The 12,706-nt window shown below is 55.5% G+C and carries 14 protein-coding genes; 9 read left to right on the top strand and 5 right to left on the bottom strand.

The window, feature by feature from the left end; translation table 11 throughout:
* Positions 1-224: 224 nt before the first annotated feature.
* A complete protein-coding gene (locus tag ACXAIA_RS12295; protein WP_475349580.1) occupies positions 225-1,106 on the top strand; it encodes a hypothetical protein in 882 nt (293 codons plus the stop codon).
* Between the two features lie 197 nt (positions 1,107-1,303).
* On the opposite strand, the gene ACXAIA_RS12290 is transcribed toward ACXAIA_RS12295, so the two are convergent.
* The gene (locus ACXAIA_RS12290; RefSeq protein ID WP_475349579.1) at positions 1,304-1,777 is read right to left on the bottom strand and encodes a BCCT family transporter; all 474 of its coding nucleotides are present in this window, start codon (positions 1,775-1,777) and stop codon (positions 1,304-1,306) included.
* 19 nt (positions 1,778-1,796) lie between these two features.
* On the bottom strand, positions 1,797-3,311 hold the full coding sequence (gene betC, locus ACXAIA_RS12285) for a choline-sulfatase (RefSeq protein ID WP_475349578.1): 1,515 nt from the start codon (positions 3,309-3,311) through the stop codon (positions 1,797-1,799).
* 250 nt (positions 3,312-3,561) lie between these two features.
* Between betC and ACXAIA_RS12280 the strand changes: the two genes are divergently transcribed.
* The 4 genes from ACXAIA_RS12280 to ACXAIA_RS12265 all read left to right on the top strand — a co-directional run bounded on the left by ACXAIA_RS12280 (position 3,562) and on the right by ACXAIA_RS12265 (position 5,964).
* Positions 3,562-4,446: a choline sulfate utilization transcriptional regulator gene (locus ACXAIA_RS12280; RefSeq protein ID WP_475349577.1), complete on the top strand. Its 885-nt coding sequence runs from the start codon at positions 3,562-3,564 to the stop codon at positions 4,444-4,446.
* Positions 4,447-4,540: 94 nt separating this feature from the next.
* Positions 4,541-5,494: an agmatinase gene (speB, locus tag ACXAIA_RS12275; protein WP_475349576.1), complete on the top strand. Its 954-nt coding sequence runs from the start codon at positions 4,541-4,543 to the stop codon at positions 5,492-5,494.
* A gap of 108 nt (positions 5,495-5,602) precedes the next feature.
* Positions 5,603-5,854: an antitoxin gene (locus ACXAIA_RS12270; protein ID WP_475349575.1), complete on the top strand. Its 252-nt coding sequence runs from the start codon at positions 5,603-5,605 to the stop codon at positions 5,852-5,854.
* The gene (locus ACXAIA_RS12265) at positions 5,851-5,964 is read left to right on the top strand and encodes a type II toxin-antitoxin system RelE/ParE family toxin (RefSeq protein ID WP_475349574.1); all 114 of its coding nucleotides are present in this window, start codon (positions 5,851-5,853) and stop codon (positions 5,962-5,964) included. Before ACXAIA_RS12270 ends, ACXAIA_RS12265 begins: the two co-directional genes overlap by 4 nt.
* Positions 5,965-6,542: 578 nt before the next feature.
* Here the strand turns inward: ACXAIA_RS12265 and hemF are convergent.
* Positions 6,543-7,421, bottom strand: a complete 879-nt coding sequence (gene hemF / locus ACXAIA_RS12260; protein WP_475349598.1) for an oxygen-dependent coproporphyrinogen oxidase — start codon at positions 7,419-7,421, stop codon at positions 6,543-6,545.
* Positions 7,422-7,471: 50 nt separating this feature from the next.
* Complete coding sequence (locus ACXAIA_RS12255) at positions 7,472-7,963, bottom strand: tRNA (cytidine(34)-2'-O)-methyltransferase (protein ID WP_475347051.1); 492 nt, start codon at positions 7,961-7,963, stop codon at positions 7,472-7,474.
* A gap of 434 nt (positions 7,964-8,397) precedes the next feature.
* On the opposite strand from ACXAIA_RS12255, the gene petA reads away from it, so the two are divergent.
* The 4 genes from petA to ACXAIA_RS12235 all read left to right on the top strand — a co-directional run bounded on the left by petA (position 8,398) and on the right by ACXAIA_RS12235 (position 11,793).
* Positions 8,398-8,946 carry a ubiquinol-cytochrome c reductase iron-sulfur subunit gene (petA, locus tag ACXAIA_RS12250; protein WP_044827804.1) on the top strand — a complete coding sequence of 183 codons (549 nt, stop codon included), beginning with the start codon at positions 8,398-8,400 and terminating at the stop codon, positions 8,944-8,946.
* An 11-nt stretch (positions 8,947-8,957) separates the two neighbouring features.
* Positions 8,958-10,226, top strand: a complete 1,269-nt coding sequence (locus ACXAIA_RS12245) for a cytochrome b (RefSeq protein ID WP_044827803.1) — start codon at positions 8,958-8,960, stop codon at positions 10,224-10,226.
* Positions 10,219-10,998: a cytochrome c1 gene (locus tag ACXAIA_RS12240; RefSeq protein WP_475349573.1), complete on the top strand. Its 780-nt coding sequence runs from the start codon at positions 10,219-10,221 to the stop codon at positions 10,996-10,998. Before ACXAIA_RS12245 ends, ACXAIA_RS12240 begins: the two co-directional genes overlap by 8 nt.
* A gap of 138 nt (positions 10,999-11,136) precedes the next feature.
* Positions 11,137-11,793, top strand: a complete 657-nt coding sequence (locus tag ACXAIA_RS12235; protein WP_475347048.1) for a LysE family translocator — start codon at positions 11,137-11,139, stop codon at positions 11,791-11,793.
* On the opposite strand, the gene ACXAIA_RS12230 is transcribed toward ACXAIA_RS12235, so the two are convergent.
* Positions 11,756-12,646, bottom strand: coding sequence for a methyltransferase domain-containing protein (locus tag ACXAIA_RS12230; protein ID WP_475347047.1), 891 nt, complete (start codon positions 12,644-12,646; stop codon positions 11,756-11,758). The genes ACXAIA_RS12235 and ACXAIA_RS12230 overlap by 38 nt on opposite strands.
* Positions 12,647-12,706 lie beyond the last annotated feature (60 nt).

Here is a 12,706-nt window from a genome sequence, read left to right as displayed (position 1 = left end):
CACATTTTTTGAAAACACCCCGAGCCATGCGCACAGGGGTGTTTTTCATTGATCGAATCCCAGCTTGCAAAAATTTTATCTCGCCCTGGATGAAATCCAAGAACTGCGATCACATGTAGGCAAAAGCATCCCGAAAACAACCATCACCGGATCCCACAATGCGCCCCCACACCGGCTCAGCACACCTACAGGCCAGGGCACCCATCCTTTTTGCCGTTACCATCGTGCTTTTTCTGCTGGCAATGCTGGCCAGCGGACCGCTTCGTGCAGCCGAACCACTCGAAATCAGGCTGCCCGTGCGCGAGAGCGAGTTTGAAGATGTGCAGGCCTGTCAGCTTAATCCGGATCCGGAATGCCGGTCCTGCCTTGCCGATCACCCGAGCAGCGCGTCGCTTGTCATCTATTCCATCCTGCAGGAAGCCCTGACATCCGGCGGGCTTGAGGCCCGTGTCAAACCCGTGCTGTCGCCCAATTCCGAACGTGGCCGCAAGATGGTCAGCAATGGCCTGGCCGATGTCAAATCGGACTGGGAATTCAATATCGACGCCGACCCGGATTTACTGAAGTCAGCCCCAATCCTGCGCAAGGGCAAGTTTGAGAAAGGCGTTTATGTCAGCGCTGACGCATATGCGCTAAGCAGTGACACGCCCATTTCCGATGTGCATGACATGCGGGCTGTGTCCATTCGCACCTGGCGGCTGGATTGGGAGGCGCTTGAAAACCTCGCGCCCCAAAGCCTCGCCAATGCCCCGACGACCTTGCAAATCTATAGTCTGATTAATGCCGGGCGGGCTGACTTCACCTTGCTGGAATTCTCATTCAAGCCCGATCTGGCGCGCCGATATGAGGACATCACCCTGTATCCAATGCCTGGCGTTAAAGTGATCCTGCCGGGCAGCCAGCATTTCATGGTCTCAAGCCGCCTGCCTGGTGCCCGGAACCTGATTAAGGCCCTGGATCACGGATTGAATGCCCTGCACAAAAGCGGTTTTGTTCGCCAATGTCTGGTCAATAGCGGCATCATCAATGAAAAGGTGGCCGACTGGAAAGTCCTTAATCCGCTGGACACCCACAGCGGTGAAACTTCGGCAGCGCAATCGCAGTGACGGCCCTCTGCCCGGCACTTTTGATCGGTCACGGGGGACAGCTCCGACAAATAGTATGAGGATTACTTTCGCCATTGAGTACGTGGTAAAACACCATTTCCACGACGCTTTCGAGGATATCCCGACCAAACGGGGCATCGGCAATATTGCAGTTGTCCGCGCGTTGATGAAAACCGGCGCGGCAATCATCACACAAATCATGTGCGGCGTTTTCCATAAAAAACGGACCGCCCGTGATACCGGACGGTCCGCATCGCATTCTGGTGAGAATGCTCAAGCCATTGCGGGGCTATTTTGCCTCGCCCGGTGCTTCGACTGTCGGACCAGGATGAACAGCACCCCAAGGGTAAATTCACGCACCGTGCGACCGCGAGAAATGCGGGAAAAAAGATGCCGACAAACGGTGACCATAACACCCACCAGGCCCAATAGAAGATCGTCCAGCCAGCCTGCCAGTTGCTGTCGTTGTAGGCTTCGCTCCAGAAGCTGATCACGACCAGATTGCTGATATAGTTGCCGACATTCTCAACAAAGCTGTCGAGCACGAAAAGCGTCGGGCCGGACTGCGAGGCGGTGTTGATTAGGCACTTTTGTCGTCTCGTAATCTGGTGACGTGGTGTCGCAATGGTTTCGTAATTGAGTTGAGGCAGCGCCGGCCAGCCGTCCCACATGGCTGGCCGACGCTGCTTCTTACTCCCCTCGCGGGAAGCGCTGTTTGTCTTCGACCTCATTCAGATCCATGTGATTGCGCATATAGCGTTCGGACGCCTTTTGCAGCGGTTGGTAATCCCACGGGAAGTAGGAACCGTTGCGCAGCGCCTCGTAAACGATCCAGCGGCGCGCCTGACTTTCGCGAATTGCCGAATCAAAGGCGTCCATGTCCCAACGCGCTGCACGCTGCTTGCGGAATGCTTTAAGCTGATCGGCATGGGCCGGATCGGTTGCAAGGTTGGTCAGTTCCTTGGGATCGGCTTCCAGATCGAAAAGCTGTTCGGGATCAAGCGTGCAATAGGTGTATTTCCATTTGCCTTCACGGATACAGACCAGCGGGGCATAGGACCCCTCGGCGGCATATTCCATCAGAACCGGTTCCGTACGTGGCTTGCCTTCAAGCATTCCACAAAGCGACATGCCATCGGTCCAGGGCTGCACTTCATCCATGGAAATCCCGGCAAGATCGGCCACCGTCGGGGTGACATCCAGGCTTGAAACCGGATCGGTATAAAGGCCCGGTGCAATGCCCGGTCCTGCCATCATCAGCGGCACACGGGCCGAGCCTTCAAAGAAGCTCATTTTGAACCACAAACCACGTTCGCCCAGCATGTCGCCATGATCAGAGACAAAGACGATGATGGTGTTATCAAGCTGGCGGGTGTTTTCGAGCACCTCCATGATCTGACCGACCTTGTCGTCGATATAGGAGATGTTGGCGAAATAGGCCTGACGCGAACGACGTACGTCTTCCTTTTGAATATCAAAGGCGGTGTAGTCGCTGGCATGCATCAGACGCTGAGAATGCGGGTCCTGATCGTCGAACTCAAACGGGGCCACATCCGGTTCAAGTTCCGGGCAATCTTCGTACAGATCCCAGAATTTCTTGCGCGCGACATAGGGGTCATGCGGGTGCGTGAAGCTAACCGTCAGGCACCATGGGCGTTCATCATGACCGCGCGACAGATCATAAAGCTTATGCGTCGCGTTGTAGGCGACCTCGTCATCATATTCCATCTGGTTGGAAATTTCGGCGACACCGGCACCGGTGACAGAGCCAAGGTTATGATACCACCAGTCAATGCGTTCGCCCGGCTTGCGATAATCCGGGGTCCAGCCAAAGTCCGCCGGATAGATATCGGTGGTCAGGCGTTCTTCAAACCCGTGAAGCTGATCGGGGCCGACGAAATGCATCTTGCCCGACAGGCAGGTGTAATATCCCGCGCGGCGCAAGTGGTGTGCATAGGTCGGAATGTCGGAAGAAAATTCGGCCGCGTTGTCATAGACCCGGGTGCGGTTGGGCAGCTGACCGGCCATGAAGGACGCCCGTCCCGGCGCACAGAGCGGCGAGCCCGTATAGCAGTTGCGGAAACGCGCGGAACGCTCCGCGAGCTTGCGCAAATGCGGCGTATGCAGGAAATCCGCAGGACCATCCGGGAACAGGGTTCCGTTCAACTGGTCGGCCATCAGGATCAGAATATTCGGGGACGTCATTAGTCATGCACTCCTTATCGGGGTGCCGTAATCCAACCATCATCGAGATGACAGTATTGACGAGAAAAGCACCCCTTGGTCGTTTGATACGGGCTAACGCAAGCTGGAAACCCTGCCCCTTTTCGGGTGCGTTTTATTGGGTCTTTTTGTTATTCCGCTTGACGTCGACCGTCTGGCCCACATTAAATCCATAAATCGATACTCAAAGAAACCCGCTGTTTTTTAATCACTTCCATAAAGAATTTTTATAATGCAAAGACCGCTCGACATTGGATGGCTGAGGATTTTCGAAGCAGTTGGACGGCTGGGCAGTCTGACGCGCGCAGCCAGTGAACTGGGTCTAAGCCAGCCTGCCGTGACCTATCAGATCAAGCGGGTCGAGGATCAGTTGGGCGTCTCGCTGCTGCACCGATCGCAAGGCGGCAGTCGATTGACCGATGCCGGTGAAATCCTGTTTGAAGCCGTGCAAAGCAGTGTCGAGCATATCGACAAGGCAGTGCGTGATACCCGACGGTCGTCGCAGGACCATGCGGTGCGGATCTTTACCGATTTCGGGTTTGCGGCATTCTGGTTGATGCCGCGCGTAACCGATTTCCGCCGCCTGCATCCCGAGGCCGAAGTCCATATCATTGCATCGCAAGGCCTTGATGATGAACTTGGCCGCGAAACCGATGCCGCCATGTTGTTCGGGGCGGCAGAAGACTTCCCCGAAACGGCAAAGCTTTTAATCCCGGAAAGGGTGGTTCCGGTCTGCACGCCGGGATTTCTTGAGCGATACGGCCCGTTTGATGATCCGGCCCAGTTTGCCAGAGCACCCCTTTTGCATCTGGAAGTCAGTGGCAAATCACGCTGGCTGACCTGGGCAAGCTGGCTTGCCGATCACGGGATTGACCGCAAACCGGCGCAAGGGGATCTGGGGCTTAATACCTATGGCTTTGTCATTCAGGCCGCCCTCGCCGAACAGGGCGTCGCACTGGGGTGGCGGGGATTGATTGAGCATCACATCGAGCAAGGGTCGCTTGTCACGGTTGGCGCGGAAGTCAGCCGCCCGGATCGCGGATACTGGGTGGTGCCCAGCCGGTCGGTCAGCGATACGACAACCACGTTGCTCGACTGGTTGACCAACGAGACCTGATCGCTCGCAAATTCCTGCATTCTTTGCTGTAACAGCAGCACCCAGTCCCCTAGAGTGAGGCTTCGCGCACACCACATTCGACAGGGGATTTTTCATGACAGAGCATGGCTATAACAGCGGGCGTTTGAACCTGCCATTCGTTGGCATTTCGACCTTTTCCAAAAGCCCCTATGTCGAGAACTGGGATGCGATTGATGCCGATGTCGCCATCCTTGGTGCGCCGTTTGATTTCGGCACCCAGTGGCGATCCGGTGCGCGGTTTGGCCCGCGCGGCATTCGCGAGGCATCGACCCTTTTTGCCTTTGGCCATGCCGGTGCCTATGACCATGAAGATGACGTGACCTATCTTGAAGGGGTCCGGATGGTCGATATTGGCGATGCCGATATCATCCATACTGACACCATCAACAGCCACGCCAATATCGAGTTTGGTGTGCGCAAGATTTTGGCCGCCGGTGCCCTGCCCGTTGTTCTGGGCGGGGATCATTCGATCAACATCCCCTGCATCAATGCCTTTTCCGAACAGGAACCGGTGCATGTCGTGCAGTTTGATGCCCATCTGGATTTCGTCGATGAACGCCACGGCGTGCGCAATGGTCATGGCAACCCGATGCGCCGTGCGATTGAAAAGCCGTGGGTATCAGGCATGACCCAGCTTGGCATTCGCAATGTGTCCTCCACCGCCAAGGAGGGCTACGACTATGCCCGTGAACAGGGATCAGACATCCTGTCTGTCCGCCAAGTGCGCAAGCTTGGTGTCGAAGGTGTTCTGGAACGTATTCCGGCCGGTAAGCGATATTACCTGACGATTGATATTGATGGGTTTGATCCGTCCATCGCGCCGGGTACAGGCACGCCCAGCCATGGCGGCTTCCTGTATTATGACGTGCTGGAAATCATCGCTGGCCTTGCCAAGCGGGGCGATATCGTTGGCATTGATCTGGTCGAAGTTGCCCCCGATTACGATCACACCGGAACGACTGCCATTCTGGCAGCCCAGATTTTGCTGAATACCATCGGGCGGATTTTCGCTGCGCGGGGCAAATAACGGCCGGCATCGCTGGAAAAACATCCGTTTGATGAAACAGACCACGCAATAGCAACAAACCCACATATGTGTTAATGTGGGTTTGCACATTTGTTGGGAGATTGCCCTATGAGCCGCTTGACGATCGACATCACCGACCAGCAGCATCAAAGCCTGAAGGCGACGGCGGCCTTGCAGGGCAAGACCATCAAGCAATACGCGCTTGAACGCTTGTTCCCGGACGATGCCAATGCGGACAAGGCATGGATGGAGCTGAAAACCCTACTCGAAAATCGTATCCAGAATGGGGTTGCGGGGAACGTTTCGTCCAAAAATATCGCTGAAATCCTTGAGGAAGAACTGAGCGAGAAGCCCGCGTGACGGGTTATATCCTTAGCGCAGAGGCAGAAGCCGATCTGCGCGGGATCATTCGCTATACCAACAAGGAGTGGGGCCCAGCCCAAGTGCGGCGCTATGTCGACAGGGTCTGAACCCAATTGAATGTTTAAAATGGCATCAGAAGAATCAAGAAATGCTAGGAAATCGATGTAGCGCGGGGTGCTTCCCGCGCAAGGGGATTGACGAAGCAGATCGCAGATTCTTCTGATGTCCTTTGGATCGGAGGCATTCGCACGGGCTATTGCGTCGTTTCACCTTGAAAGGCAGCAAGCCTTTCTGCGGCAAAGCTCCTGATATCCGCACGAATGCCTCGCGACCATTTCAAGCATTCAATTGGGTTCAGACCCTAGGCTGGAGAAGGGCATTGATGATCTTGTCGCCGGGCGTGGTTCATTCCATGACATGAGCGAACTTTTTCCAAATCTTCGGATGGTGCGCTGCGCGCAACATTACGTCTTCTGTCTGCCACGCGACAATGCGCCCGCATTGATCGTCGCGATTTTCCATGAGCGTATGGACCTTATGACGCGATTGGCTGACAGAATTCGATAGCGCAGATCGGGCAAGCGGTGCGAGGTTCCCACCTGCGCGGGAATGACGGAAGTTCCCCTCGCCCGTTTTCGTCGCGTCATGCCCGCGAAGGCGGGCATCCATTCAGAACCATAAGGCCCTAAGGCCAGTTCGCCTCGGGCGGGAGCGACATCAGGATGGCTTCGGTGTTGCCGCCGGTCATCAGGCCAAAGCGCGTGCCGCGATCATGGAGCAGGTTGAACTCGACATAGCGCCCGCGCTTGATGAGCTGGGCGCGGCGTTCTTCATCGGTCCAGGGCTTGTTGTAGTGGCGTTTGACCAGTTCCGGATAGATATCGCGAAACGCACGCCCGACATCCTGGGTAAAGGCGAAATCCGCATCCCAATCGGCGTCGAGATAATCATAGAAAATCCCGCCAACGCCGCGCGGTTCATTGCGGTGCGGCAGCCAGAAATATTCATCGCACCATTTTTTAAAGCGGTCGTAATAGTCATCGCCATGGGCATCGCAGGCGGACTTAAGCGCCGCGTGGAAATCAGCGGTATCTTGATCCTTGGGGAAGACCGGGGTCAGATCGGCGCCACCGCCAAACCATGCCTTGGTGGTCACGATGTGGCGGGTGTTCATGTGAACGGCCGGCACATGGGGCGAGCAGGGATGAGCGACCAGTGAAATGCCCGCAGCCCAGAAGTTCGGGTTTTCATCGGCACCGGGGATTTCCTTGCGGAATTTTTCGGAAAACGCGCCATGCACGACCGAGATATTGACCCCGACCTTTTCAAACACCCGGCCCTTCATGACCGACATTTCGCCGCCGCCTTCGTTTTCGCCGCGCTCCCAGACGGTGCGTTCAAAACGCCCCGGTGCGCGGTCGGAAAGCGGGCCTTGATAACTGTCTTCAAGCGCTTCGTAACTGGCGCAAATGTCATCACGCAACTGGCGGAACCAGTCCTGGGCGATTTGTTTGCGTTTGGCAATCACGGCATCCTCGACCTTGTGGTCGGTGCTCGTTTTCATTGCCTGTTTTGCAGCACTCTTTGCGTCCGTCATTGCGTCACTCGTTTGGTTTATTCAACAGGTCCTGCGCCGGGCTGGCTTGCAGGAAAGCCATTCGTCTGTCTGAGCGCTTCGCCCAGTGTCATTGCGGTTGCCATGGCGACATTCAGCGATCGCATCTGTGGCTGCATCGGAATGACGACGCGGGCATCAACATAGTCATGCACCTGATCTGGCACCCCTTTGCTTTCCGAGCCCAGCATCAGGATATCATCGGCGCGAAATTCAAAATCGCAATAGGGTTCGGCCCCCTTGGTCGTCAGCAACACCAGACGCCCCGGCAGAGTTCCGTCTTCGCGGGCCTCGACAAAGGCGCGCCAATCAGCATGGCGTATATAGCTGGCCTTGGTCAGATAATCCATCCCTGCACGTTTGAGCGCGCCCGAGGTCAGAAGAAACCCGCAGGGCTCAATAATATCGACCGGCAGGCCAAAGCAGGCGGCCATGCGCAGGATCGTACCGGTATTTTGCGGAATGTCGGGTTCGAATAAGCAGATTCTCATGCGCTCTTTGTAGAATCGTTTTCGATATTTTGTCTAACGGCTTTGTCCAAGATGGATAAATCTAATTACCCGTTAGCGTCGCTATTAGACTTTTTTGGAATATGAAAAACTAAAGCCGCAAGTCATTGGTCGGCAAAAGGGCCCGATACCCGCATTTACGCTATGTTTTACCGATTTGTGCAGCGCAAAACCTTCTGATCCAGTTGAATGCAAACAATTTGCAACTCCAAGTTCTCCTTAACAAACCGGTTTTTTGTTAGTATACGACCTCAAACAGGTCTAAAGGCTTCTGGGAACGGAATTGTTTGATTTTCATCAATGGAAAATCCGGCATGATGTCCTAAGTCTTGGTTTTGGCATTCCGCATTACCAAATTGGTCGTATGCCTGTTTTAGGCCGCATGCCTGTTTTGGGGGCAGAAAGAGGGATTAATTATGTCGCAAACGGTGCATTCCTCCGGCGAGCAGCCGGACGAGAACCGCAGGGATTTCCTGACCTTGGCGACCACAGCAGTCGGCGCCGTCGGCGTCGGGTGTGCGTTGTTGCCGTTCGTGGACAGCATGAACCCGTCCAAGGACGTTCTCGCACTTGCCTCGGTTGAGGTAAATTTGGCCAACATCCCGGTTGGCCAGGCAATTAAGGTGATGTGGCGAGGCAAACCTGTCTTCATCCGCCATCGTACCGAACGCGAAATCAATGAGGCCAACGAGGTCGCGTTGAATGAACTCGTCGATCCGCAGAGCGACGATGCACGCGTCGAAAAGAAAGAGTGGCTGATCGTCGTCGGCGTCTGCACCCATCTGGGTTGCATTCCGATGGGCACGGCCACAGGCGAAACCCGTGGTGATTACGATGGCTGGTACTGCCCATGCCATGGCTCGCACTATGATACGTCGGGCCGTATCCGCCGCGGCCCCGCACCGTTGAACCTTGTCGTTCCGGAATACGAATTCCTGACCGACACGTCGGTCCGGATCGGGTAAGGAGCAGGTTTATGAGCGCACCTCAGTGGAACAACAAAGTGGTCAAATGGGTTGACGACCGTCTTCCGGTCATCTCCATGCTGCACCACTCTGCATACGAATATCCGACACCGAAAAACCTGTCCTATATGTGGAACTTCGGTTCCCTGGCCGGTTTCGTTCTGGTGACGATGATTCTCTCCGGGATTTTCCTGGTGATGAACTACACCCCGCATACCAGCATGGCGTTCGAGTCTGTCGAACGCATCATGCGTGATGTGAACTATGGGTGGTTGATCCGTTATATCCATATGAACGGCGCATCGATGTTCTTCATCGTTGTGTTCATTCATATTTTCCGTGGCCTGTATTACGGGTCATACAAAGCACCGCGTGAAATGCTGTGGTGGATCGGTATCCTGATCCTTCTGGCGATGATGGCAACCGCGTTCATGGGCTATGTCCTGCCGTGGGGCCAGATGTCCTTCTGGGGTGCAACGGTTATTACCAACCTGTTTTCTGCCTTCCCGATCATTGGCGATCCGCTGGTGACCTGGCTGTGGGGTGGTTTCTCGGTTGATAACCCGACGCTGAACCGGTTCTTCTCGCTGCACTATCTGATGCCGTTCGTCATTCTGGGCCTTGTTGTCCTGCATGTCTGGGCGCTGCACAGCGTGCGCTCGAACAACCCGACGGGCGTTGAAATCAAAACACCGCAAGACAGCATTCCGTTCCATCCGTACTACACGATCAAGGATTTGTATGGTCTGGGCGTATTCCTGATCTTCTTCTCGGCGTTTGTGTTCTTTGCACCGGATTATCTTGGTCACCCGGATAACTACATTCCGGCGAACCCGCTGGTCACCCCGCCGCACATCGTGCCGGAATGGTACTTCCTGCCGTTCTACGCGATCCTGCGGTCGATCGACTTCACCATCTTTGGCATCCCGGCAAAACTGCTTGGCGTGCTGGCGATGTTTGCCTCGATCGTGATCCTGTTCGTTATTCCGTGGCTGGATACGTCGAAAGTTCGCAGCTCGAAATTCCGTCCGGTTTACAAATGGTTCTTCTGGCTGTTTGTGATCGACACCTTCATCCTCGGCTATTGCGGGGCGAAGGCACCGGATGACTACTTCCTGGGTATTCCGGGTCTGAAAGTCATCGTGATGGGTCAGCTTTCGACGCTGTACTATTTCGCACACTTCCTTGTGGTGATGCCATTGGTTGGAAAACTTGAACGCACCAAACCGCTTCCTGCAAGCATCAGCGAATCTGTTTTGAAGGAGGGTGCAAATGCGTAAGTTCGCACTGACCGCAATTGCTGCCGCCTTCGCGGTTACCGCATTCACTGGTGGTGCAGCCAAGGCTGCTGGCGGCGATCAGCCGGCACCTGCGGCACAGGATTGGAGCTGGCAGGGTCTGTTTGGCACCTATGACCGTGCCCAGCTGCAGCGTGGCTTCCAGGTCTACAAGAACGTTTGTGCCGGCTGTCACAGCCTGCGCTTCATTGCCTTCCGTAACCTTGAGGGCATTGGATTCAACGAAGACCAGATCAAGGCGATTGCTGCGGAGTATGACATCGAGGATGGCCCGAATGACGACGGCGACATGTTCGACCGTCCGGGCATCCCGGCGGATTACTTCCCGTCTCCGTTCCCGAACGAAAAGGCGGCTGCGGCATCGAATGGCGGCGCCATTCCGCCGGATCTTTCGTTGATGAACAAGGCACGTGTGGGTGGCCCGGACTATGTGTTCGGCCTTCTGACCGGCTATGAGGACGAAGCACCTGAGGGCTTCGACCTTGCTGACGGGAAGTATTACAACCACTACTTCCCGGGCCATCAGATCGCCATGGCTCCGCCGCTTTATGATGAAGCGGTCGAGTACACGGACGGTACCCCGATGACCCTTGAACAGCACGCACGTGACATTTCGGCGTTCCTGAACTGGACGGCACAGCCGGAACTTGAAGCCCGCAAGGCGCTGGGCATGAAAGTGATCCTGTTCCTGATCGTTCTGACCGCAATGCTCTATGCGGTGAAACGTAAAATCTGGCGCGACGTCGAACATTAAGTTCGGGTATCTTCGCGGTATATTTGAAACAACAGGCCACCGAAATTCGGTGGCCTGTTTGCTTTTGCCGATGTGTCGCGCATTTTCGCCAATTGACAGGATACTTGACTTGGACTTGTATGGCTGATCCATCGCCCCATGAACCACTTGAAGTGCGCCACCATGACACTTGATGAATTCGCCCTGTATTTCCTTGCTGTTCTGATCGCGACCTTGACACCGGGCCCGGCCATCATGCTGGGTATTACCAACACCATCCGCTTTGATATGCGTGCGTCCCTTCTTGGGGCACTGGGCTGTGTGACTGGCACCGGTCTGATGGGTCTACTATCCGCATTGGGGCTTGGCGCCCTGATCATGACATCAGGTCTTTTGTTCACGATCATCCATTATGTGGGTGCGGCCTATTTGATCTGGCTGGGCATCAAATTCTGGCGCGAAAGTCGCGTGGCTGGCACAACTCATACTGATCCAATAGCTGTTCCTTCCGGTCGACCAAGTGCACTTCGCCTTTACGCACAAGGTTTGATCGTATCGGCCAGCAACCCGAAGGCCATTGCCTTCTTCACAGCACTCTTCCCGCTTTTCATCGATCACACAAAACCGCTGGCAATGCAGTTTGCGATCATGGACGCCACCTTTGTCATCATGTCGTTTTCATCGATCATGGGATATGCGCTGTTTGCGGCGCGGTCGCGCCGGTTCCTGATCGGCAATGGCAAGAAATGGTTCCAGCGCATTTCAGGCACGATTTTTGTCAGTTTCGGGATTGGCCTTGCCGCATCTGCACGCTGAGCAATCGACGATTACCTATGACTTCGCCATTTTTCTCACAGCTTTCGGATTGGCTGTTCTGGGGATCATTGGCTTGATTGTCTCGTTTGTCCCGTTTATGGGTAACAAGGTGCTGATGATTGCCATCGGCCGGGCGGAGTGGCGGCACGGTTACGGGAATATGCACCAGACGACGTTTGCGCTGTGGCGTGCCGGAGCTGGCATAAAGCTGCTTGCCGGCCTCGACGATCGAAACCCCGGCAAAGGCCTTGAACAGGCGCGATCCGATATTTTCAAACATCTGCGACCAGCGCAGCAAAAGCCGGATATTGGTCGGCGGCATGAAAAGGGCGCGGCTGTGCTGGACCGGCAGGAACATGTTTTCGCGCATCAGGTTCTGAAGCTGCGAAACGCTATAGGGATGGCCATAGCCAAACGGCGTCTTTTCCGACCACGACCAGAGCGAGCTTCGGTTGGGCGTCACCACGACAATCCGGCCATTGGGTGTGAGCACCCGCCAGCATTCACGCATCAGGCGGCGCATGGAATCGGAATGTTCAACCAGATGGACCAGAAGAATGCGGTCCACCGAACTATCAGGCAGCGGCAACATGGTTTCTTCGGTCAATGCCACGCGGTTCTGTTCGTCCGCCGGCCAATGCACGCAGCCCTGGCGCGCGGGCATGAAGGCCATGACGCGCTCTGCCTCGCCAATGAAGGGACGCAGATAGGGCGTGGCATAACCAAAGCCTAGCACACGCATGCCCCGGACATCCGACCACATGACGCGCAAACGCCTGCGGATCAGACGACGGGCGGCCTGCCCGATGCTGCTGGCATAAAAACGGTGAAGATCAACGACATCCTGACGCATGAGATCAGCCTATCATTCCCGATCCGGCACGGGAATGTTTTTGCAATCCGCTTGGGGTGG

This window comes from Thalassospira sp. ABL2_045 (assembly GCF_056161285.1).
Note: the sequence above shows the minus strand (reverse complement) of the source record. Positions and strands in the feature narration are given on the sequence as shown.